We start from the raw sequence: 22,639 nt of genomic DNA on the forward strand, positions 1-22,639 counted from the left end.
CACCGGCCGCCGCGCCTGCGGGTGTGAGGCCGGCTACCGGTTACGCTGTTGCCATGCGACAAACGGTGCTGGTGGTCGACTTCGGGGCCCAATACGCGCAGCTCATCGCGCGTCGAGTGCGCGAGGCCAACGTCTATTCGGAGATCGTGCCCTCTTCGATGCCCGCCGCGGAGATGCTCGCGAAGGAGCCGGCGGCGATCATCCTGTCGGGCGGTCCTTCGAGCGTGTACGCCGAGGGCGCGCCGCAGGTGGACGCGGCCCTGTTCGAGGCCGGGGTGCCGGTGCTCGGGATCTGCTACGGCTTCCAGGCGATGGCGAAGGCCCTGGGCGGGACGGTGGCCCGGACGGGCCTGTCGGAGTACGGCGGGACGGAGCTGGACGTGCTGTGCGCGTCGAAGCTCCTGGACGGCCTGCCCGAGCACCAGTCGGTGTGGATGAGCCACGGCGACTCGGTCTCGGAGGCCCCGGCGGGGTTCGACGTGGTCGCCCGTACGGCGGGGGCGCCGGTGGCGGCGTTCGAGAACCTGGAGGCGCGCCTGGCGGGCGTCCAGTACCACCCGGAGGTGGCGCACACGCCGCACGGCCAGGCGGTCATCCGCCACTTCCTGCACGACATCGCGGGGATCAGGCCGAACTGGACGAACTCGGCGATCATCGACGAGCAGGTCGCGGCGATCCGCGAGCAGGTGGGCGACAGGCGGGTCCTGTGCGCGCTGTCGGGCGGCGTGGACTCGTCGGTGGCGGCGGCGCTGGTGCACCGGGCGATCGGCGACCAGCTCACGTGCGTGTTCGTCGACCACGGGCTGCTGCGCGCGGGCGAGGCCGAGCAGGTCGAGAAGGACTACGCGCAGTTGACGGGCATCGACGTTCGCTGCGTGGACGTCTCGGAGCAGTTCCTGTCGGCGCTCAAGGGCGTGACGGACCCCGAGGAGAAGCGCAAGATCATCGGCCGGGAGTTCATCCGGACGTTCGAGGCGGCGGCGCGCGAGATCGCCGAGGAGCAGGGCATCGACTTCCTCGTCCAGGGCACGCTGTACCCGGACGTGGTCGAGTCCGGCGGCGGCACGGGCACCGCGAACATCAAGAGCCACCACAACGTGGGCGGCCTGCCCGACGACCTCCAGTTCGCGCTCATCGAGCCGCTGCGCACCCTGTTCAAGGACGAGGTCCGCGCGATCGGCCTCGAACTGGGCCTGCCGGAGTCGATGGTGTGGCGCCACCCGTTCCCGGGCCCGGGCCTGGGCATCCGGATCGTCGGCGAGGTCACGCGCGAGCGCCTGGACCTGTTGAAGGCGGCGGACGCGATCGCCCGCGCGGAGCTGACGGCGGCGGGCCTGGACCGCTCGGTGTGGCAGTTCCCGGTGGTGCTGCTGGCCGACGTGCGTTCGGTGGGCGTGCAGGGCGACGGGCGCACCTACGGGCATCCGATCGTGCTGCGGCCGGTCTCCTCGGAGGACGCGATGACCGCGGACTGGTCGCGCCTGCCGTACGAGCTGCTGGCGCGGATCTCCACGCGCATCACCAACGAGGTCGCCGACGTCAACCGGGTGGTGCTCGACGTCACGAGCAAGCCGCCGGGCACGATCGAGTGGGAATAGGGCGGCGGCGCCGCTCGGGCGCAAGCTTCATCGGGTAGTCATGATCACGCCGTACAGTTGAGGGATGCAATTCCGGATAGCTGCGTACGGGGAGGTACGTGACGAGAGCGGCCGGGTCCTGCTGACCCGCAGGAAGCGCGCGGGGCGCGAGGCCGGGCCCTGGCACCTGCCGGGCGGGGTCATCGACCACGGCGAGCCGCCGAAGCGGGCCGCGGAGCGGCTCGTCAGCGAGCACACCGGCTACGAGGTCGTCGTGGGCGCGCCGCTGGAGGCGGTGGCCGTCGCCCGCCGCGGCGTCCACACGAACGCGATCGTCTACGCCGCCGACGTCAAAGAGGGCACCGGCCACGGCTCGGGGGAGTCGGTGGAGTGGGTCGAGCCCGAGCGGGCGGCCGCGGAGTCCCATTCGCCGTTCGTCTCGGCCTGCCTGGGCCTGGAGGACGAGCGCCTGGCGGGCGCGGTGGTCAAGGCCCCGCAGGAGACCCGCCCGGTCCCGCCCGCGAAGGCGAAGAAGGGCCGCCGTCGCCGCGGCCAGCGCTTCGGCGCGTACGGCGTCGTGGCCGACGGCGCGGGCCGCATCCTGCTGGCCCGGATCGCCGAGGGCTATCCCGGCGGCGGCACCTGGCACCTGCCCGGCGGCGGTGTCGACTTCGGCGAGTCGCCGCGCGCGGCGGTCTCCCGCGAGATCTACGAGGAGACCGGCCAGGAGGCCCTGGTCGGGGACCTGCTCAACGTCACGTCGTTCCGGCACCGGCGGGCGATCGGCCCGGAGGGCTACCCGCTCGACTGGCACGGGGTGCGCGCGATCTACTCCGCCACGGTCCCGGACCCGTCGGCGGCCCAGGTGGTCGAGGCCGCGGGCGGCTCCACGAGCGAGTCGCGCTGGTGGGACGCGGCGGCCCTCGACGACCTGCCGCTCTCGGCGGCCGTCGAGGACGCACTCCAAGTGGTCGACCTGAAGAACCTCGCCGCCCAGGCTTAGGGGGTGCCGGAGCATCCCGGGCGGCCGTTCTCCGGCCCATTCGCCCGCTCGCTGCGTTGTCGGCGAATCGGATACAACACCGGTATCCGATTCGCCTTCCGCGGCCTCGGCGATGCTTGCGAGCCGTAACTGTGCACAGCGAGCGAACGAATGGACTCGGATACCGACTCGCCGGGGATGCTCCGGCACCCCCTAACGCCATCTGGCGATGATGGTCTCCCCGGCGCGGACGGTCTCGCCGGGCACGACCGAGGCTTCGGCGGCGCCGGCGGGCAGGTACACGTCGGTGCGGGAGCCGAAGCGGATGAGCCCGTAGCGTTCGCCCTTGGCGAGTGCGGCGCCGGGCTTGGTGCGGTTGACGATGCGGCGCAGGACCGCGCCGGTGCGCTGGGCGACGACGACGCGTCCGCGGGGGGTCGAGACGACCGTGTAGCAGGCGGCGTTGTGCTCGGCCTCGGGCGCGCTGACCTTCGCGTAGCCGCCCTTCTCGGTGAACACGTCGACGACCTCGCCGGCGACGGGGGCGCGGTTGACGTGCACGTCGGTGACCGACAGGTAGGCGGCGATGCGGAGCCATTCGGCGCCGGCGGTGCCGGTGGCGGCGCCGAAGCGCTCGTCCACGACGGTCTCGACGGCCATGATGCGCCCGTCGGAGGCGGCGAGCACCGCTTCGGGCTCGTCGTCCTCGCCGCGCAGGTCCGCTTCGCGCTGCGGGTCGCGGAAGAACGCGGCGACGGGGACGGCGGCGAGGGCCGGGACGATCCACGCCTTCGAGGCGGGCCGGATCTTCTTGGCGGCCCAGGCGGTCCCGAGGAGGAGCCCGGCGGCGATGATCCCGTTCGAGTCGAGGTGCAGGTTCGGGGTGACGGCGACCGAGGAGGCGCGCCAGGCGGGGGCGAGGCCCTCGGCGGCGGCGATGGCGCGCGGCTCGCCCTCGTGCTTGGAGGCCGAGCCGATGCGGAGCTTGTGGATGCGCACGGGCGGGAGCGAGCGCACGATGAGGTCGGTGCCGATGCCGTACTCGGCGACGAGTTCGGCGATCTCCTCGCGGGCGGGCGCGGTGAGGGTGGCGGCGAAGGAGAGCACGCCGCCGGGCTCGACCTTCTCCTGGAGCAGCGCGATGTCGTCGATGAAGGCCTCGGCCTCGACGGTGACCGGCGCGGCGAGCATGACCTCCTCGGCGGGTTCGGCGTCGGCGAGGGCGGCGACGACGGTGACGTTCCCGGCCGTCCAGGAGCCCTCGGCGGCGAGTGAGGCCTTGAGGTCCTCTGTGGAGGAGGGGTCGGCGACGACGGTGAGCCGGTCGGCGGGCATGAGCGCTTCGAGCGCGGCGGTGAGCACCGGGTGGCCCCAGGCCGCGCCCACGACCAGGCCGGTCTTGGGGCCCCTCCGGCGAGCGAATTCGTCGGTGATGCCGCGAGCGGCGGCTTTCGAGATCGGCATATCCCCGACTATAGAGCGCCCTCCGGGACGGCCCGGGCCGCGCTCGCGTGTTGCGGCGCCGGTCCAAAGCCGGTCTTGTCCGGTTTCGTCCTCGTACTTTCGGAGGGTTCTCCACATCGTTCGGTCGAGTGGCCGCGCCGTCACGCGGGGTCTTCTCGTTTCCTCTCTTGTCAGGCGGCTCACGCTGACCCCACACACCTCACGTCCGCTCCCAGGAGGACCGAACCACGATGAGACTCAAGACGTTCCGCACCCCGCGCTCCACTGTCATCGGTCTGGGCGCCGCGACGGCCCTCGCGGCCGTCCTCGCCGGCGGCCCGGCCTCGGCGCAGGAGGAGGACGCGGTCGAGCCGGTCACCGGCGACATCGTCACCGCCCCCGGCCTCGAACTGCGCGGCGGCTTCGACGGGGACCGGTACGACGTGTGGGCCAACGTCCTCGGCCTCACGCCGCACGGCTCCGAGGAGACCCTCGTCGTCTACTGCATCGACATCATGACCCCGCTCGACACCGAGAGCCCCTACGCCGAGGGCCACTGGGAGGAGTCGGGCGTCGCCAACCTCGAACAGGTCCGCTGGGTCCTGTTCAACGGCTACCCGAACGTCGGCGCCGCCGACCTCATCGAGTCGGCCGGCGGCGAGGTGAACCCCGACTGGAGCGACCAGGAGACCGCCGAGGTCGCCTACGCGGGCACGCAGGCCGCCGTCTGGCACTTCACCGACGACTGGGACCTGCTGGAGGACAACCCGGTCAAGGGCGGCAACGACGGCGAGGACGAGGCCGTCCTCAAGGTCTACGAGCACCTCACCGAGGAGCCGGGCCGCGTGCCCGACCCCTCCGAGTTCACCGTGGACCTCGAAGGCGCCGACACCGCCGCCTACGAGGACGGGCGCTTCGGCCCGTACACGATCCGCTCGAACGCCGGCGCGGTCGCGCTGGAGGCCGAGGGCGCCCGCCTGGAGGACGCCGACGGCGACCCGATCGAGTCCCTTGAGGACGGCGAGGAGTTCTGGATCGTCCTCGACGAGGGCAGCGAAGAGGTCTCGATCTCCGGGACCGCCGCCTACGACCTCCCCGTCGGCCGCGTCTTCCTCGCCACGAACGACGAGTCGCTCTCGGGCGACGCGGTCAACCCGCTCACCGCCGGGGAGTCCCAGAAGCTCATCCTCGCCCAGCCGCGCGAGGGCGAACTGCCCGCCGAATGGCGCTTCGCGCTCGACGCGCCCACCGACCGGCCCACCGAGTCCGGTCCCGCCCCGCAGCTGCCGACCACCGGTTCGAGCCTGAGCGTCGCCTTCGCCGGCGGCCTCGCGCTCCTCATCGCCGGCCTGACCGCGATGGCGTTCGCCAAGCGCCGCAAGGGCTCGGTCCACTAGACGCGACGGACGCGGGCGGGGCGCAGCGCCCCCGCCCGCTGCCGCGGGGCGGTCCGGACCACTTCCAACGGTCCGGAACCGGGCGCGCCCCGGCGGTTCACCGAAACGCCCGGCGCATGGTGCGGCCGGGACCTGGGCGAGCGATCCGCCCCGGTCCCGGCCACTTCCGTCCCACCGCTCTCTGAAAGCCGCCGCCCTTGAGGCGAAAGGCGGCCGATACCGAATCGTTATAGTGGCGCGGCTCATTCGAGCTGCGCCTTTCCCTTTGCGTCCCTGCGAAAACCCAGCTCACAGCCGGATACGGGTCATTTGCAACCGGCAGACGGCCGCTAACGTGTCGGAAGAAGAACAAACGCGTCAATCCCTCGGATCAGCAAAGGGAAATCACAGCATGATGACCAAAGCCCTGAAAGGGACGCTGGCCGCTGCCGCAGGCCTCGCGCTCGCACTCGGCGGAGCGGCCGCAGGCCACGCGCAGGACGGCGACAACGGCGCCTCCGGCTCCGTCGGCTACGAGAGCGGCATCCTCCTCAACGGCCAACTGAACGGCAGCGCGTACGACGTCGAGGCGAAGATGCGCTACATCGACCTCGGCGACGGGGAGCAGCGCACCGTCTACTGCATCCAGATCGAGGTCGGCTTCGAAGAGGAGCTCACCCACGAGGAGCGCCCCTGGGACCAAGCCGCCGTCGACGACCCCGCCGCCCTCCCGGAGGTGCTCGGCGTCCTCGTCAACGGTTACAACGGCACCAACGCCGGCGCGATCATCGACGCCGCCGGTGCCGGCAGCGACGCCGAGGACCCCTTCGACGGCTACACCGCCGACCAGGTCGCCTACGCGGGCACCCAGGCCGCCATCTGGACCCTCACCGACGGCTGGGCCTCCCGGACCGGCGACCCGACCGGCGGCGGATCCGGCGCCGACACGGCCGTCGCCCTCGTCATGAACTACCTCCTCGACAACTCCCCGCCCGTCGACGAGCCCGACTTCGAGCCCTACTTCGAGATCGACGAGACCGCCGCGGCCGCCGAAGGCACCACCGTCGGCCCCTACACCGTCGACACCAACCTCGACGGCCTCACCTTCGCCCAGCCCGAAGGCGCCAAAGTCGTGGACGAGAACGGCGAGGAGGTCACCGAGTTCACCGACGACCTGACCTTCTACGTCGAGCTCTCCGAAGCCGCCAGCACCACCGTCACCCTCGTGACCGACACGTTCACCTGGACGATCCCCGCCGGGCGCACCTTCGTCCCGGTCGAGGGCGGCGAAGACGTCCCCGGCCAGCGCCTCATCCTCGCCGAGCAGCACACCGAGGAGTACACCGCGGACTTCGACCTCGAGATCACCGTCGAAGCGGTGCCCTCCGAGTCGCCCAAGCCGCAGCTCCCCGTCACCGGCTCCAGCCTGACCACCGTCGCCTCCGTCGGCGGCGCGGTCCTGCTCGCCGGCATCGTCGCGATGGTGCTCATGCGCCGCCGCCGCGCCGCCAACTGGGGCTCCGAGGCTTAACACCGCGAGAACACTGCGAGAACCGCCACACGCCCGCTGGTCAGACCGGCGGGCGTGTGGCATACTTGCGGCGTGACTCAGAGCGCGCGATTTTACCTTTACTACGGCCGGAACCGTCCGAGCCGTAGGTCGTCGCGCTGAACACCGACCTACTGCCCCGGGCGAACCGCCCGGGGTTTTTTGTCGCCTGGGCACATTGACGGCTCGCAAGCTTCGCCGAGAGCTGGCCGCCCGGAGTTCGATCCGCATCGCACTTAGGAGAAGCCCTGATGACCGCCACCACGTCGCCTGAAGTCGTCACCGACGACCTCAACGAGCTGCGCACCGAGATCGACGGCCTCGACGCCGAGATCCTCCGCCTCTGGCAGCGCCGCGCCGAGGTCTCCAAGACCATCGGCGAGATCCGCATGGCCAACGGCGGCACCCGCCTCGTCCTCGACCGCGAACGCGCCATCCTGGAGAAGTACCGCGCCGCTCTCGGCGACGACGGCATCCAGATCGCCATGCTCATCCTGAGAGCCGGCAGAGGCCCCCTCTAAGACGTTTCAGCCCTGCCGCGCCGGAGGATGTCGTACCCGGCGCGGCATAATTGAGGGCCTATGAATGACGCAGCGCAGGCACTACTGACCGGTCTCAACGAACCGCAACGCCAAGCCGTCGAGCACGCCGGATCACCGCTGCTCATCGTCGCCGGAGCGGGCTCGGGCAAGACCCGGGTCCTCACCCACCGCATCGCCTACCTCCTGGCCGAACGCGGCGCCCACCCCGGCGAGATCCTCGCGATCACCTTCACGAACAAGGCCGCCGCCGAGATGCGCGAACGCGTCGAAGGCCTCATCGGCCCCCGCTCGCGCGCCATGTGGGTCCTCACCTTCCACTCCGCGTGCCTGCGCATCCTGCGCCGCGAGGCCCACCGACTCGGCTGGAAGCCCAGCTTCACCATCTACGACACCGACGACGCCCGGCGGCTGCTCACCCAGATCGTCAAGGACCTCGGCCTCGACTCCAAGAAGCACTCCCCGCGCTGGCTCGCCGCCGAGATCTCCCGGCTCAAGAACGAGCTCATCGGCCCCGACCGGGCCGCCGCCGCGGCCGACGACGCCCGGGCCGCCCTCGTCGCCGACGTGTACGCCCAGTACGACGAGCGCCTGCGCCTCGCCCAGGCCGTCGACTTCGACGACATCATCGGCGCCACCGTCAAGCTCTTCCGCGAGTTCCCCGAGGTCGCCCGCTCCTACCGGCTCCGGTTCCGCCACGTCATGGTCGACGAGTACCAGGACACCAACCACGCCCAGTACACGCTCGTGCGCGAACTCGTGGGCACCGGCGACGACAAGTCCGAACTGTGCGTCGTCGGCGACGCCGACCAGTCGATCTACGCCTTCCGCGGCGCCACGATCCGCAACATCATCGAGTTCGAACGCGACTTCCCCGACGCCAAGACGATCCTCCTGGAGCAGAACTACCGCTCCACGCAGACGATCCTCGACGCCGCCAACGGGGTCATCCGCAACAACACCGAGCGCGGGCGCGAGAAGCGGCTGTGGAGCGACGAGGGCACCGGCTCGGCCATCCTCGGCCACACCGGCGACAACGAGCACGACGAGGCCGCGTGGGTCGCCGGCCGCATCGACGAACTCGTGGACGACAAGGAGACGAGCTTCGGCGACACCGCGATCTTCTACCGAACCAACGCCCAGTCCCGCGCGTTCGAAGAGGTGTTCGTGCGCCGCGGCATCCCCTACAAGGTCGTCGGCGGCGTGCGCTTCTACGAGCGCAAAGAGGTCCGCGACATGCTCGCCTACCTCAAGCTCACGGCGAACCCCGACGACACGGTCTCGGCGATGCGGGTCGTCAACGTGCCCAAACGCGGCGTCGGCGACCGCGCGGTCGCCGAGGTCGAAGCGCTCGCGGCGCGGCTGCGCATCAGCTTCCCGGCCGCGCTCCACCGCGTGGACGAGGCCCCCGGGGTCTCCGGACGCGCCCGCACCGGCATCAAGCGGTTCTGCGAGATCGTGGACGAGGCCACCGCGCTGGCGGGCACCGCGCCGCCGGAGGAGGTGCTCGACAAGCTCATCGCCGACACCGGGTACCTCGAAGGGCTGGAGCAGTCCACCGACCCGAGGGACGAGGGCCGGGTGGAGAACCTCCAGGAGCTCGTCGCCGTCGCCCACGAGTTCACCGAACAGGTGGTGCGCGGCACCGTCGAGGACGACGAGGCCGAACTGAACGCGGACGTGCCGTCCTTCCTGGAGCACGTCGCGCTCGTCTCGGACGCCGACTCGATCCCCGACCCCGAGGCCGAGGAGGGCGGGGTCGTCACCCTCATGACCCTGCACACCGCCAAGGGCCTGGAGTTCGACACGGTGTTCCTCACGGGTCTCGACGACGGCCTGTTCCCGCACGAGCGGTCGATGAACAAGCCCGGGGACCTGGAGGAGGAGCGGCGCCTGGCGTACGTGGGCCTCACCCGGGCGCGCAAGCACCTGCACCTGACGCGGGCGGGCACGCGGAACATCTTCGGGCAGCCGGAGTACTACGCGGCGAGCCGGTTCCTCGCCGAGATCCCCGGCGACCTCGTCAAGTGGTCGGAGTCGGCGCCGCCGCCGCGCGTGGTCAAGTCGAAGTCGCCCTCGTTCGGGCAGCCGATCGTGGTGCGCAACGCCGCCGACGTGCCCGCGCTCGACGTCGGCGACCGGGTCAGCCACGACAAGTGGGGGCTCGGGCGCGTCGTGGAGCTCAAGGGGGCCGGGCCGCGGGCCCAGGCCCGCATCGACTTCGGCGACGGCGAACCCAAATGGGTGATCCTGCGGCTGGCGCCGATCAGCAAGCTGTGAGCGCTCAGCGCAGGTCGAGCCCGGCCTCGGCGAGGTAGCCGAGGGGCTCGACCGGCCTGCCGTCCACATGCACCTCGAAGTGGACGTGGGAGCCGAAGGAGAAGCCGGTGTTCCCGGCGTGGGAGATGAGGTCGCCCGCGTCCACCCACTGTCCGACCTGGACGTCGACCGCGGAGTTGTGCGCGTAGTACGTCTCCAGTCCGTCCCCGTGGTCGATGATGACGAGGTTCCCGAACCCGGACTCCCAGCCGGCGTGCTTGACCGTCCCGGGATAGGCCGCGTAGACCGGGTCGCCGGTCTCGGCGTCGAAGTCGACGCCGTTGTGGTTGCGGCCCCAGCGCTCCCCGAACAGGGAGGTGATGGTGATCTGGTCGAGCATCGGCGTCCACTCGATCTGCGGGCCCTGCGCGGTGACCGGCGAGGTCCGTCCGGTCTGGACGACCTCGCCCGGCGCGCCGGTCCCCAGCGGCGCGGCGGACTCGTCCCCGCGGGACTCGGGGACGCTCGCCTCGGCGGCGAGCGCGGCGATGTCGGCGACCGCCTGCGAGGAGCCGTGCCGCTCCTCGGCGGGCAGCCCGGCGGTCGTGGCCATGGCGACGATGGAGGCGCCGGCGACCGCGGACCCGACGACCGCGGTGTAGCGGCGCTGGGACCCGGCCAGGAGCGGCGCGAGCTCTGCCGCGAACGTGGCCCGGTGCTGGCCCCTCGTTCGGTGCGGCCGGTCGGCGTGGCGCCTGATGGTTCGGGCGACCGCCGGTCCGTGGTCGGACACTCTTTCCTCCCGCTCGACGGAGCGCTCAGAGGACGGGGTCGCGGGGCCGGGCCGCGGGGCGGCGGGGCTCCGGGGGGCCGTCCGTGAGCGTGGCAACCGGGACACACTAACGCCGCGTCCGCCGGGCGGGCGAGATTCGTCACCGCCCGGCGTGTCTCGACATTCGCGACATACCGAACGACTATGGGCGGGCGTCGAGGAGGGCCTTGGACTCGGTGAAGATCCGCACGATCTCGGGGCGGACCTCGGCGCGCTCGGTCAGCGGCGCGGCCCACGGCACGCGCAGCGGCGACTCGGCGCCGTCCACGGCGGCGGCGAAGTCGGCGCCCTCGCCGTCGAAGCCGGTCATGCGCGCCGACTCCGCTGCGGGCAGACCGCCCGCGCCGCGGCAGATGACGAGCGTGTCGGCCGCGTGGTCGGTGTTCATGTGGTGGCAGATCTGCGCGATCACCTTCGGGTCGAACGGGTTCGCGCCCAGGTTCGCGCCGAGCTCGGCGAGCATCGCCCCGTTGTGGTCGTAGGCGAGGAGGACCTCTTCGATGACGCGCTCGCGCTCGTCCTCGGGCAGGTCGACCGCGTCGAGCCGGGAGCGGTACTCCTCCTTGAACGCCTTGGGGCTCGCGATCCCCTCGAAGACGTAGAAGCCCGCGCCCAGGCCCTCGAAGCCGTAGTTGCGCCGCGCGGCCTTCCCGAAGGCCTGGCCGCCGGAGAGGTCGCCGAGGTAGCGGGTGTAGGCGTGGGCGATGTACCCGCCGGGGGTCGCGGCGGCCTCCTCGACGCGGGCGGCGTAGGCCGCGGTCGCGGGGAGCGGCTCGACGCCCGAGCGCCACTTCGGTCCCATGAGGAACGCCAGGTCGGCCTCGATCGCGTCCAGGCGCGCGAGCTCGGCGAACACGAACGGGCCCGCCACCGGGTCGCCCTCGTGGCGCTCGGCCGCGGCCTCGATGGCCGCGTAGACGAAGTACTGCTGCGCGTGCCAGCGGGTGTAGTCGCCGAGGCTGAGGGAGCCGTCGAAGAGCCGGTCGAACAGGCCGGGCACCCCGTCGGCCTCGTCGGCGGAAGGGTCGAGACCCTGATGGCGCGACCAGGAGGCCTCGCGTATCCGGGTCGAGAAGGGGAGCGGCCCGGCGGGCGCGGCGGTGTCGGCAGGCATGGGCGGTTTCCTTATCGAACGGCGAACGGGGGAGGAGTAAGGTAAGGCTAACCTACATGACTGCTCGATGTGACGCGAGCGAACTCCCGACCCGTCAGCGACCGCCTGCGACCCATCGGCGAGAATGTTGTGAACCGCACCCGGTGGTGCGGCCAACCAGAAAGAGCGCGAGAATCACGGTCGCAAGCCTTCCCTACCGCGATCCGACTGTGGCAACATTGGCTCAACTGGTCCCCTTGACAGCACGTACTCACACCTCACGGGAGGCCTCGTGAAACCGGTCAGACTCTTCAAGCGACTCGGCGCCATCGCGGCGACGGGCCTCATTGCGCTCGGCATCATCGCCGGAACCGCGTCCGCGGCCGCCGCCGGAGGGGTGTCCGGGGAGATCAACTCCGCGTCCGCCCCCAGCGAACCGGTCGTCTACTCGACGTCCGTCTCGGGCGAGATCAACTAACGACCGAGAGCCCGGACATGGTCGACGTGCGATGCCGGTGACAAGGGAGCGGTACCCGACACTCTTCCGGGTGCTGCCCTGGGTGATCACCGGCACCATGGTCGTAGCCGGGGCGGCGGGCCTCCTCTGGTACTCGCCGCCCCCGGCCTTTCCCGTCGTCCAGGGGATCCTCTTCGCCGCCGCGTTCATCGTCGGGCAGCGGGTGCTCATCCAGTACCACGCCCGCGGGATGGGCATCGCGTTCAACCTGACCGACATCCCGCTGGTCATCGCCCTGTTCTACCTGCCTCCCTTCTGGGTGGTGGCGACCAAGTGCTTCGCGGCGCTCCTGTTCTACGCGTGGCGGTACATCCGCGAGGACATCGGCGTGCTCAAGCCGCTGTTCAACACCGGCCTCGTGACCGCCGGGACCACGGTGACGGTCCTCTACGTCGACTACCTCGGCCTCGGCGCCGCCTCCGATCCCCGCACCTGGTTCGTCCTCATCTCCGCGATCGTCATCACCGGCATCGTGACGACCGTGTTCATCTCGGCGATGCTGTACGCCCTCTCAGGATGGAAGAGCGTCGTCAAGGCCTGGATCGGCTTCGTCCTCACGCTCATCGGCCCCGTCCTCGGCGCCTGCGTCGGCGTCATGTTCCTCGTCCTGCTCGACGCGAGCATCTGGACCGGCGTGCTCATCGCCGCCGTCGTCGCCGCCTTCATCTACCTCGCCCGCAGCTACGCGGTCCTGCGCCGGCAGCGCCAAGTGCTCCGCGAGCTCAACGAGTTCACGCAGCTCGTGGTCGACTCCGTCCACACCAAACGGCTCATCGACGCCATGCTCGGGCGCCTGCGGGACATCCTGTCGGCCGAGACCGCCACCGTGTGGGTCCCCGCCGCGGGCCGCTACCCGCAGATCCGGCTCACCTCCTCGCTCGACGACCAGGGGCTCACCGACCTCGACCCGGTCCCCGACGGCCTCCAGCAGGAGGTCATGGACTCCGGCAGGGGCGTGCTCCTCAACCCCCGCAACGGCACGCGGGCCCAGCGCGAGGCCCTCGAGGCCGCGGGACTGCGCGGGGCCATGCTCGTGCCCCTGCGCTCGGGCGACGAGGTCTACGGCTGCCTCTCCGTGGCCGACCGCATCGGCGGCGAGATCTCCCACTTCGTGCCCGTCGACCTCCAGCTCCTGGAGACCATCGCCGCCAACGTCGGCATCGCCGTCCAGAACGAGCGCCTGCTCGACCAGCTGCGCTACGACGCCTACCACGACCCGCTCACGCGCCTCCCGAGCCGCCGCCGGTCCCTTGAGGCGCTCCAGGAGGCCCTGTCGATCACCGTGCCCGGCGAGGTCGTCGCCGTGCTCATGTTCGATGTGGACGCCCTCCACGAGATCAACGACGCGCTCGGCCACGAGGCCGGGGACACCGCCCTCGCCGAGTTCGCCCGCCGCCTCAAGGCCCACGCGCCCGCCGCGTCCTTCATCGGCCGCATCGACTCCGACGAGTTCATCCTCCAGACCCGCCTCGCCTCCACCGACGCCGCCGTCGAGACCGCCCGGCGCCTGCGCACCGAACTCCAGGGGCCCTTCGAGGTCGGCGGCGTCGCCGTGAGCCTCTCGGCCGCCGTCGGCGTCGTCACCCACCCCGACTTCGCCGCCGACGCCGACGAGCTCCTCAAACGCGCCGACGGCGCCACCAGGCAGGCCAAGCACGCCGCCGACGGCGTCCAGCTCTACCACTCGGGCCTGGAGTCGGAGAGCCTGCGCCGCATCGGCCTCGCCGCCGACCTTCGCCGCGCCCTCGACCGCCGCAAGCTCGAAGTGCACTTCCAGCCGAAGGTCCGCCTCGACCGGGACCTCGGCGAGCCCGGCGCCGTCATCGGCGCCGAAGCGCTCGTGCGCTGGCCCCACCCGACCTTCGGGCTCGTCGCCCCCGAGGAGTTCATCCCGATCGCGGCCTCCACCGGGCAGCTCGGCCAGCTCACCGAGATCGTCCTGGACGAGGCCCTGCGCCGCTCGGCCGAGTGGGCCAGGGCCGACGGGCCGCTGCCGATGGCCGTCAACCTGTCGCCGCGCACGCTCGCCGACGCGGGCTTCCCCGACGCCGTCGCGGCCCTCCTGGAGCGCCACGGCGTGCCCCCCGAGCGGCTGACGTTCGAGATCACCGAGGACGACGTGGTCTCCGCCGAGCCGCGCCTGACGCCCGCGCTCGACCGGCTCCACGCGATGGGCGTGCGCCTGTCGGTGGACGACTTCGGCACCGGGTACTCCTCGCTGGCGTACCTGCGGCGCCTGCCGGTCCAGGAGATCAAGATCGACCTGCGGTTCGTGCAGGGCATGGCGACCGACGCCGACGACCGGGCGATCGTGGAGGCCGTGCTCGGCCTCGCCCGCCACTTCGCCATCGAGGTCGTCGCCGAGGGCATCGAGGCGCACCGGACCGTCGAGGAGCTGCGCGAGCTGGAGTGCGAGGCCGGCCAGGGCTACTACTTCTCGCGCCCTCTGCCGCCCGACCGCTTCGCCGCCTGGCTGGAGAACCTGGGCTGATCCGCGGGCCCCGGAGGCGCCTGTGGCACGCGCCGCAGGGCGGGCCCCGCTTCGGCGGAGCCGCCGCCGTCATGTACTCTTGTCAAGGCCGCGAGGGAAGCTTCGCGAACGCCCCCTTAGCTCAGTCGGCAGAGCGTCTCCATGGTAAGGAGAAGGTCTACGGTTCGATTCCGTAAGGGGGCTCGGTAGCACTCCGATTCCTTCGGAACGGAGTGCGGTACTGCTCACACGGTCCCTCCGTTCCAGGCGGGACGTCGAGGTGGCAGTGAGCGCACGGCGGTGTAGCTCAGTGGTAGAGCAAACGACTCATAATCGTTGTGTCGGCAGTTCGATCCTGCCCATCGCTACTTTTGTAAAGCGTCGACCACCGAGGTATGCTGGTCGACGCTTTGTTTCGTTCGTAGAACCGGCCCACCGGCCGGTTCGGTCAAGAGGAAGGCACTCATCGTGGCCAAGGCTACTGACGTCCGCCCCAAGATCACCATGGCGTGCGTGGAGTGCAAGGAGCGCAACTACATCACGAAGAAGAACCGTCGGAACAACCCCGACCGGCTCGAGCTCAAGAAGTACTGCCGCCGCTGCAAGACCTCGCAGGTCCACAAAGAGACCCGCTAGTCCTCCAGCCCGGCACATGCTCAATCCTTCGTATGTGGGCCGGTCCTTGCCGACCACCGCACCGGTGACGATCACCGCCGAGTCGGTGACCCGTTTCGCCCGGTCCCTCGGACTGGCCGACGACGGATCGGTACCCCCCACCTACTTGATATCGCTCACGCTGCCCGCGGCGGACCCGCTCGTCGACGACCCCGAATTCGGTCTCGACTTCAGCAGGGTGCTCCACCGCGAGCAGCGTTTCGCGTACCACCGCGAGCTGCGGGCGGGCGACGCCGTCGCGTGCACCGTCACCGTCGAGTCGGTCAAGACCGTGGCCGGGAACGACCTCCTCGCCCTCCACACCGGTGTCACCGACGCCGAAGGCCTCGCCGCCGAGGTGTGGACCACCTTGTTCGTGGCGGGAGACCCCTCATGAGTCTCGCGGACCTCACCGCGGGCGAGACCGCGTTCACGACCCCCTTCACCGTGGTGCGCTCGGACCTCGTCGCCTACGCCGACGCCTCCGGCGACCACAACCCCATCCACCTCGACGAGGCCGCGGCCGAGGCCGCCGGGCTCCCCGACGTCATCGCCCACGGCATGTACACGATGGGCCTGGTCTCCCGGGCGGTCCTCGAATGGGCCGCGTCCACCGGTGAGACCCTGCGCCTCACCGAGTTCTCCGCGCGCTTCGCGCGTCCCGTGGTCGTGCCCGCCGACGGCGGCGCCGACCTCGTGGTCGAGGCGAAGGTCCGCAGGGCCGACGCGGACTCGGTCGAACTGACCGTGACCGTCACCAGCGGCGGCGAACGCGTCCTGGCCCCGGCCCGGGCGACCCTCACCGCGAACTAGACGCAAAGAACGGCGCGGACCGCGAGGTCCGCGCCGTTCTTTGCGTCGTCCACAGCCTGTGGATAACCCCGAGTAGTCGAAGAAGCCCTTGCCGCTCTTGCGGCCGATGGACCCCGAGGCGACCATCCGGCGCAGTAGCGCGGGAGGGAAGAACTTCGGGTCGGCGGTGTCCTCGTAGATGTTCTCGGTGGCGTGCGAGATGACGTCGATGCCGGTGAGGTCGGCGGTGGCGAGCGGGCCCATCGGGTGGCCGAAGCCGAGGCGGCAGGCGGTGTCGAGGTCCTCGGCGGAGATGACGCCGTCCTCCACGAGCCGGGCCGCCTCGTTGATGAACGCGCAGATGAGGCGGGTGGTCGCGAACCCGGCGACGTCCCGGTTGACGACCACACAGGTCTTCCCGGCCGCTTCGGCGAACTCGCGGGCCGTCCGCAGGGCCTCGTCGGAGGTGTGCAGGCCGCGGATGAGTTCGCACAGCGCCATCATCGGCACGGGGGAGAAGAAGTGGGTGCCGACCACGCGCTCGGGGTGCGAGGCGGCGGCGGCGATCTCGGTGATGGGGATCGCGGAGGTGTTCGTCGCCAGGACGGTGTCGCTCGCGCAGACCGCCGAGAGCTTCCGGAAGACCTCCTGCTTGACGTCGACGCGTTCGAAGACGGCCTCGACGACGATCGCGGCGCCGGCCGCGTCGGCGATGTCGGTGGAGCGGGTGACGCGCGAACGTGCGGCCGCGGCCTCCTCGGCGCCGATCCTGCCCTTCTTGACGAAGCGGTCCAGGGAGTCCCGTATGGCCGCCTCGGCGCGGTCGAGCGCGCCCGCGTCCGTGTCGATGAGCGTGACGTTCCGGCCGCCGAGGCTTGTGACCTGTGCGATGCCCGAACCCATGAGTCCCGAACCGATTACCGCGACTTGTGTCATGCACGGAGGCTATATGGTCGTGGGCATGGCGGTCAATCTCACCAGGATCTACACCAAGACGGGCGACGACGGCACGACCGGTCTCGCCGACTTCTCGCGGGTCGCCAAGACCCATGTCAGGCTCGCCGCGTACGGCGACGTGGACGAGGTGAACGCGGTGATCGGTGCGGCCCTTGCGCTGCACGCGGGCTCGGTCGGAGAGCGCGAGGGGGCGATCCTCCTGGCGGTCCAGAACGACCTGTTCGACGTCGGCGCCGACCTCGCTACGCCGGTGGTGCCCGACCCGAAGTACCCGCCGCTGCGCATTGACGAGTCCTATGTGGTCCGCCTGGAGGGCTGGATCGACGAGTGCAACGCCGATCTGGAGAAGCTGCGCTCGTTCATCCTGCGCGGCGGGACGCCGGGCGCGGCGCTGCTGCACCAGGCGTGCACTGTGGCGCGGCGCGCGGAGCGGTCGGTGTGGGCGCTGCTCGAAGCCGAGCCCGAGACCACGCACGCGGTGCCCTCGACCTACCTCAACCGGCTCTCGGACCTGCTGTTCGTGCTGGCGCGGCGAGCCAACCGGCAGTCCGCGGGGGGCGCCGAGGGTGCGGACCCCGGCGGCGACGTGCTGTGGCGGCCGCGGGGCTCGCAGGAGTAGCGCGCCGGTTTCGGCGCGTTGTGAAATCGTTACGGCACCGAGTAGGCCCTTTCGCTTGACGAGATCGGTAACACGGGCAAGGATATGAACGGTAACATGCACTCCCTCAAATATCGAAACCCCTTATATTCCTCTCCGGATCTCGAAAGGCGACACCCCAGTGCTCAAGAAAGTTCTCGCCGGCATCGGCGCCGGTGCGCTCCTGTTCGGTCTGTCGGCGTGCGGCGGCGGTGACGACGACGCCGAGGGCGGCGCCGACGGCTCCCTCGTCATCGGCTTCGCGCAGGTCGGCGCCGAATCCGCCTGGCGCACCGCCAACTCCGCCTCCGTCCAGGCCGCTGCCGAGGCCGCGGGCCACGAGCTGAAGTTCGTGGACGCGCAGCAGGACCAGGAGAAGCAGATCTCCGCGGTCCGCGACTTCATCAATCAGCAGGTCGACGTCATCGTCCTCGCCCCGGTCGTGGAGACCGGCTGGACCGAGGTGCTCCAGGAGGCCGAGGACGCGGGCATCCCCGTGGTCCTGGCCGACCGCGGCGTCGAGGCCGCCGACGAGGACCTCTACGTCACGCGCCTGGGCTCGGACTTCGCCGAGGAAGGCCGCAAGGCCGGCACCTGGGCGGCCGAGACCTTCGCCGACGACGCCGACGGCACCCGCATCCTCGAACTCCAGGGCACCACCGGCTCGGCCCCCGCGAACGACCGCAAGGCCGGGTTCTTCGAGGTGCTCGACGCCGAGGGCCTGGACTACGAGATCGTCGACTCCCAGTCCGGCAACTTCACCGCCGAAGAGGGCAAGGCGGTCATGGAGACCTTCATCACCACGCACGGTCTCGACGGGATCGACCTGCTGTACGCCCACAACGACGAGATGGGCCTCGGCGCGATCCAGGCGATCGAGGAGTCCGGCAAGGTCCCCGGCACCGACATCCAGATCATCATCGTCGACGGCTCCAAGGCCGGTTTCCAGGCCGGCGTCGACGGCAAGCTCAACTACATCGTCGAGTGCAACCCGGTCTTCGGCGACCAGCTCATGGACGTCGTCGAGCAGGTCGCGAACGGCGACTCACTGGAGAAGTTCACCGCGGTCGAGGAGAGCGCCTTCGACGCCTCCCAGTTCGAGGCCGAGCTCCCGAACCGCCAGTTCTAGTTCGCTCCGCTTCTAGACGGCACTGCTTCTAGACGGCTCCGCCTCTGGAAGACTCCGCGCCCGGGCGGGCCCCGGGGGGTCTTGACCGGCCCCCGGCCCCCGCCCGGGCGCGGCCCGCCCCCCAACGCCCGCACCCCGATCCGGGTGCGCCACAGCGAAGGTCGTATCCCATGTCCGACGATCCGATCGTCCAGATGACCGGGATCAGGAAGGACTTCACCGGTGTCCGCGCCCTCGACGGCGTGGACTTCACCCTGCGGCCAGGAGAGATCCACGCCGTCATGGGGGAGAACGGCGCCGGGAAGTCCACTTTGATCAAGGTCTTGACGGGCGTCCACGCACCCGACGCCGGCGAGATCCTCCTCGAAGGCAGACCGGTCAGGTTCCACAGTCCCGGCGGCGCCCAGGCCGCCGGGATCTCGACGGTCTACCAGGAGGTCAACCTCACCGACAACCTGTCGGTGGCCGAGAACCTCTTCGCGGGGCGCGAGCCGCGCCGCGGCCCCTTCATCGACTTCAGGGCCATGCGCCGCAAGGCCAGGGCGCTCCTGGCCGAGATCGGCATCGACCTCAACGTCGCCGCGCCCCTGTCGGCGTACTCGATCGCCATGCAGCAGCTCGTCGCGATCGCCCGAGCGGTCGACATCGAGGCGAAGGTCCTCATCCTCGACGAGCCGACCTCCTCGCTCGACCGCGACGAGGTCGAGGTCCTCCTCGGCGTCATGCGCCGCCTCGCCGAGGGCGGCACCGCCCTGGTGTTCATCTCCCACTTCCTCGACCAGGTCTACGAGATCGCCGACCGCATGACCGTGCTGCGCAACGGCGCGCTCGTCGGCTCCTGGGCCACCGCGGACCTGCCGCAGGGCGAGCTCATCGGGCACATGCTCGGGCGCGAGGCCGCCACGCTGGAGCAGATCGAGCGGGACGCCTCGGCGCACCGCGTCGCGGACGAGGAGCCGCTGGTGCGGGCCGAGGGCCTGGGCCGCAAGGGCTCCATCGCCCCCTACGACCTCACGATCCGCCGCGGCGAGGTCGTCGGCCTGGCCGGGCTGCTCGGCTCGGGCCGCACCGAGACCGCCCGGCTCATCGCCGGGGCCGACCGGGCCGACGCCGGGTCGCTGGTCTTCGACGGCGCCCCCGCCGGGCGCCACAACCCGCGTACCGCCGCCGCCCGCGGCATCGCGTTCTGCCCCGAGAACCGCAAGACCGAAGGGCTCGTAGGGGATCTGAGCGTCGCCGAGAACATGATCCTGGCGATGCAGGCCTCGCGCGGCTGGGCCCGGTCCGTCCCGGCCGCCCGCCGCGACCGGCTCGTCGCCGAGTTCATCGAGAAGCTCGACATCCGCCCCGCCGACCCGGCGATGCCCGTCAAGAACCTCTCGGGCGGCAACCAGCAGAAGGTGCTTCTGGCCCGCTGGATGCTCGTCGAACCCAAACTGCTCATCCTCGACGAGCCCACGCGCGGCATCGACGTCGGCGCGAAGGCCGACATCCAGCGTCTCGTGGCCGAGCTCTCCGGCGGCGGCATGGCCGTCCTGTTCGTCTCGGCCGAGCTCGACGAGGTCACCCGCCTGTCCGACCGGATCGCGGTCCTGCGCGACCGCGCCCTGGTCGCCGTGCTCGAATCCGAGGCCGACATGACCACCGACCGCATCGTCGACGCCATCGTGTCGGGAGGGCACCGCGCGTGAACGCCTACACCAAGCGCCTCATGTGGCCGGTGATCATCCTGGTCGCCCTCGTCGCCGTCAACATCGCCGCCACCGGCATCGACTTCATCGTCCCCAGCGTCCACGACGGCCGCCTCGGCGGCGCGTTCGTGAACATCCTGCGCCGCTCCGCGCCGCTCCTGCTCATCTCGCTGGGCATGACGCTCGTCATCGCCACCAAGGGCATCGACCTGTCGGTGGGCGCCGTCTACGCCATCGGCGCGGCGATCGCCTGCCAGATGATCATCGACGCCCCCGACCAGACCTCCGCCGGGCTCGTCGCCGCCGCCGTGGCGCTCGCGCTCGCCGTCACCGCCGTCATCGGCGCGTGGAACGGGGTCATGGTGGCCCGCTTCGGCATCCAGCCGATCGTCGCCACGCTCATCCTCATGATCGCCGGGCGCGGCATCGCGCAGCTCGTCACCGGCGGCCAGATCCCGAAGGTCCAGGACGCGAGCCCGTTCACCGGCATCGGGCGCGGCTCGCTGTGGACGATCCCGATCCCGATCTGGATCGCGGTCCTCACCCTCGTCGCGCTCGCCCTGCTCACCCGCCGCACCGCACTGGGGATGCTCCTCGAATCGGTCGGCGGGAACCCCGAGGCCAGCCGCCTCGCGGGCATCCGCGCCAAGGGGATCACCGTCCTGGTGTACCTCGTGTGCGGGCTGTGCGCGGGCCTGGCCGGGCTCATCGGCGCGGCCAACCTCGGCAGCGCCGACGCCAACAACGGCGGCCTGTGGATCGAACTGGACGCGATCCTCGCCGTCGTCATCGGCGGGACCGCGCTGCTCGGCGGCCGGTTCTTCCTGCTGGGCACCACGATCGGCGTGGTGATCATCGGGACGCTGGAGGACACCATCATCAACGTCGGGCTCTCCAGCCAGTGGCAGTTCACCGCCAAGGCCATCGTCGTCTTCGCCGTCGCGCTGCTCCAGAGCCCCGAGTTCCGGGCCTGGGTCCTGAAGCCGTTCAAGCGGAGGCCGGCCGCCCCGGCGCCCGCGCCCGCCGAGGAGGTCCTGGCGAAATGACCGCGCACACCCTGACCGAGCGCCCGGCGCGCTCGACGCTCCTGGACGGGCTCGGCCGGTACGTCCCCATCGGCGCGACCCTCGCGCTCCTGCTGGTGCTGTACTTCACCGGCGTCGCGAACTACCCGAAGTTCGACCAGCCGCAGGTCGTCGCGAAGCTCTTCATCGACAACGCGCCCCTGCTCGTGATCGCCGTCGGCATGACCTTCGTGATCCTCTCGGGCGGCATCGACCTGTCCGTGGGGTCGGTCATGGCCTTCTCGACGATGGCGAGCGCGTGGCTCACCGTCGAGGCCGGGATCGCCGCGCCGCTGGCGCTCGTGCTCGTCCTCGCGTTCGGCACCGCCTGGGGCGTGCTCATCGGCGCGGTGATCCACCACTTCAACGTGCAGCCGTTCATCGCGACCCTCGTGGGGCTGTTCCTGTTCCGCGGCCTCACCCTCCAGATCTCCGAGACCGACGTGTCCATGCGCGACATCGAGTTCTTCGGCTGGGGCATGACGCACGTGGAGTTCTTCGGGAAGGTCCGCGACGGCGGCTTCTGGCTGCCGTACCTCTCCTTCGGGGCCTTCGCCGTCGTCATCGTCGCGTTCGTGGTCCTGCACTACACGCGGTTCGGCCGCTCGGTCTACGCCGTCGGCGGCTCCGAGCAGTCCGCGCTCCTCATGGGCCTGCCGGTGGCGCGCACCAAGATCGGCGTCTACGCCGTCTCCGGGTTCTGCGCCGCCCTCGCGGGGGTCTTCGCGGCCTTCGCGACCAAGAGCGCGAACCCGCTCGCGAACGTCGGCACCGAGCTCGACGCGATCGCCGCCGTCGTCATCGGCGGGACCCTCCTGACCGGCGGGGCAGGATTCGTCCTCGGCACCGTGGCCGGGGTCATGGTCTGGGGCGTGCTCAACACGCTCATCGCCTTCCAGGGGAACCTCTCCTCGTGGTGGGCGCGGATCGCCATGGGCGTGCTCCTGCTCGCGTTCATCCTGCTCCAGCGGGTCCTGGCCCGCTCGGGGGAGAAGCGGCGGGCCTGACACCGCGCTTCACCACCACGGCCGCCCGTCGACAGACGGGCGGCCGCATTCGTGTTGGCAGAGTCCTTCGA

General features: G+C 70.9%; 19 protein-coding genes, 2 tRNA genes and 2 pseudogenes. 18 read left to right on the forward strand and 5 right to left on the reverse strand.

The annotated features are described in order from the left end of the window. The first annotated feature begins 53 nt into the window (after nt 1-53). Nucleotides 54-1,598, forward strand: a complete 1,545-nt coding sequence (guaA, locus tag E9998_RS14695; protein WP_136530446.1) for a glutamine-hydrolyzing GMP synthase — start codon at nt 54-56, stop codon at nt 1,596-1,598. Between the two features lie 64 nt (nt 1,599-1,662). After that, nucleotides 1,663-2,580 (forward strand): NUDIX hydrolase, encoded by a 918-nt coding sequence (locus E9998_RS14700; protein WP_136530447.1) that lies wholly within the window; start codon nt 1,663-1,665, stop codon nt 2,578-2,580. Between the two features lie 192 nt (nt 2,581-2,772). On the opposite strand, the gene E9998_RS14705 is transcribed toward E9998_RS14700, so the two are convergent. Beyond that, nucleotides 2,773-4,023 (reverse strand): phosphatidylserine decarboxylase, encoded by a 1,251-nt coding sequence (locus E9998_RS14705; protein WP_204745450.1) that lies wholly within the window; start codon nt 4,021-4,023, stop codon nt 2,773-2,775. Nucleotides 4,024-4,253: 230 nt separating this feature from the next. Here E9998_RS14705 and E9998_RS14710 point away from each other — a divergent pair, with 230 nt between their 5' ends. The 4 genes from E9998_RS14710 (at nt 4,254) to pcrA (ending at nt 9,746) form a co-directional block, all read left to right on the forward strand. Continuing rightward, a complete protein-coding gene (locus E9998_RS14710; RefSeq protein WP_136530449.1) occupies nt 4,254-5,399 on the forward strand; it encodes a Cys-Gln thioester bond-forming surface protein in 1,146 nt (381 codons plus the stop codon). 391 nt (nt 5,400-5,790) lie between these two features. Next, nucleotides 5,791-6,909: a Cys-Gln thioester bond-forming surface protein gene (locus tag E9998_RS14715; protein ID WP_136530450.1), complete on the forward strand. Its 1,119-nt coding sequence runs from the start codon at nt 5,791-5,793 to the stop codon at nt 6,907-6,909. A gap of 269 nt (nt 6,910-7,178) precedes the next feature. Next, complete coding sequence (locus tag E9998_RS14720) at nt 7,179-7,448, forward strand: chorismate mutase (protein WP_136530451.1); 270 nt, start codon at nt 7,179-7,181, stop codon at nt 7,446-7,448. A gap of 60 nt (nt 7,449-7,508) precedes the next feature. Next, nucleotides 7,509-9,746, forward strand: coding sequence for a DNA helicase PcrA (gene pcrA / locus E9998_RS14725; RefSeq protein WP_136530452.1), 2,238 nt, complete (start codon nt 7,509-7,511; stop codon nt 9,744-9,746). A gap of 4 nt (nt 9,747-9,750) precedes the next feature. On the opposite strand, the gene E9998_RS14730 is transcribed toward pcrA, so the two are convergent. The 3 genes and pseudogenes from E9998_RS14730 to E9998_RS14735 all read right to left on the reverse strand — a co-directional run. Continuing rightward, nucleotides 9,751-10,518, reverse strand: a complete 768-nt coding sequence (locus E9998_RS14730; protein WP_136530453.1) for a M23 family metallopeptidase — start codon at nt 10,516-10,518, stop codon at nt 9,751-9,753. A 181-nt stretch (nt 10,519-10,699) separates the two neighbouring features. Beyond that, complete coding sequence (locus E9998_RS27095; RefSeq protein WP_204745457.1) at nt 10,700-11,020, reverse strand: DUF2470 domain-containing protein; 321 nt, start codon at nt 11,018-11,020, stop codon at nt 10,700-10,702. Next, nucleotides 11,003-11,671: pseudogene (locus E9998_RS14735) on the reverse strand (biliverdin-producing heme oxygenase); the annotation flags it as partial. The gene E9998_RS27095 and the pseudogene E9998_RS14735, both read right to left, overlap by 18 nt. A gap of 271 nt (nt 11,672-11,942) precedes the next feature. On the opposite strand from E9998_RS14735, the gene E9998_RS14740 reads away from it, so the two are divergent. The 7 genes from E9998_RS14740 to E9998_RS14770 all read left to right on the forward strand — a co-directional run bounded on the left by E9998_RS14740 (nt 11,943) and on the right by E9998_RS14770 (nt 16,104). Beyond that, nucleotides 11,943-12,128 carry a hypothetical protein gene (locus tag E9998_RS14740; protein ID WP_136530455.1) on the forward strand — a complete coding sequence of 62 codons (186 nt, stop codon included), beginning with the start codon at nt 11,943-11,945 and terminating at the stop codon, nt 12,126-12,128. A gap of 70 nt (nt 12,129-12,198) precedes the next feature. Further along, nucleotides 12,199-14,658, forward strand: a complete 2,460-nt coding sequence (locus tag E9998_RS14745) for a putative bifunctional diguanylate cyclase/phosphodiesterase (protein WP_158299813.1) — start codon at nt 12,199-12,201, stop codon at nt 14,656-14,658. A 110-nt stretch (nt 14,659-14,768) separates the two neighbouring features. Next, nucleotides 14,769-14,841 (forward strand) — tRNA-Thr (locus E9998_RS14750). Between the two features lie 92 nt (nt 14,842-14,933). Then, a tRNA-Met gene (locus tag E9998_RS14755) sits at nt 14,934-15,005 on the forward strand. 97 nt (nt 15,006-15,102) lie between these two features. Then, entirely contained in the window at nt 15,103-15,273 is a 171-nt protein-coding gene (gene rpmG / locus E9998_RS14760) for a 50S ribosomal protein L33 (RefSeq protein ID WP_030144643.1), read from the forward strand. A gap of 34 nt (nt 15,274-15,307) precedes the next feature. Further along, nucleotides 15,308-15,688 carry an FAS1-like dehydratase domain-containing protein gene (locus E9998_RS14765; protein ID WP_158299814.1) on the forward strand — a complete coding sequence of 127 codons (381 nt, stop codon included), beginning with the start codon at nt 15,308-15,310 and terminating at the stop codon, nt 15,686-15,688. Continuing rightward, the gene (locus E9998_RS14770) at nt 15,685-16,104 is read left to right on the forward strand and encodes a MaoC/PaaZ C-terminal domain-containing protein (RefSeq protein WP_136530458.1); all 420 of its coding nucleotides are present in this window, start codon (nt 15,685-15,687) and stop codon (nt 16,102-16,104) included. The genes E9998_RS14765 and E9998_RS14770 overlap by 4 nt, the downstream gene beginning before the upstream one ends. A gap of 72 nt (nt 16,105-16,176) precedes the next feature. On the opposite strand, the pseudogene E9998_RS14775 reads toward E9998_RS14770, so the two are convergent. After that, nucleotides 16,177-17,019 (reverse strand): annotated as a pseudogene (locus E9998_RS14775) (3-hydroxyacyl-CoA dehydrogenase family protein); the annotation flags it as partial. A 25-nt stretch (nt 17,020-17,044) separates the two neighbouring features. Between E9998_RS14775 and E9998_RS14780 the strand changes: the two are divergent. The 5 genes from E9998_RS14780 to E9998_RS14800 all read left to right on the forward strand — a co-directional run bounded on the left by E9998_RS14780 (nt 17,045) and on the right by E9998_RS14800 (nt 22,568). Continuing rightward, on the forward strand, nt 17,045-17,659 hold the full coding sequence (locus tag E9998_RS14780; RefSeq protein WP_136530459.1) for a cob(I)yrinic acid a,c-diamide adenosyltransferase: 615 nt from the start codon (nt 17,045-17,047) through the stop codon (nt 17,657-17,659). 160 nt (nt 17,660-17,819) lie between these two features. Then, nucleotides 17,820-18,806 (forward strand): ABC transporter substrate-binding protein, encoded by a 987-nt coding sequence (locus tag E9998_RS14785; RefSeq protein ID WP_136530460.1) that lies wholly within the window; start codon nt 17,820-17,822, stop codon nt 18,804-18,806. A 170-nt stretch (nt 18,807-18,976) separates the two neighbouring features. Further along, the gene (locus E9998_RS14790; RefSeq protein WP_136530461.1) at nt 18,977-20,497 is read left to right on the forward strand and encodes a sugar ABC transporter ATP-binding protein; all 1,521 of its coding nucleotides are present in this window, start codon (nt 18,977-18,979) and stop codon (nt 20,495-20,497) included. Further along, complete coding sequence (locus E9998_RS14795) at nt 20,494-21,543, forward strand: ABC transporter permease (RefSeq protein WP_204745451.1); 1,050 nt, start codon at nt 20,494-20,496, stop codon at nt 21,541-21,543. Before E9998_RS14790 ends, E9998_RS14795 begins: the two co-directional genes overlap by 4 nt. Beyond that, on the forward strand, nt 21,540-22,568 hold the full coding sequence (locus E9998_RS14800) for an ABC transporter permease subunit (protein WP_136530462.1): 1,029 nt from the start codon (nt 21,540-21,542) through the stop codon (nt 22,566-22,568). The genes E9998_RS14795 and E9998_RS14800 overlap by 4 nt, the downstream gene beginning before the upstream one ends. Nucleotides 22,569-22,639 lie beyond the last annotated feature (71 nt).

Origin of the sequence: Glycomyces paridis, from assembly GCF_004912155.1 — a bacterium.
Taxonomy (GTDB): Bacteria; Actinomycetota; Actinomycetes; order Mycobacteriales; family Micromonosporaceae; genus Glycomyces; species Glycomyces paridis.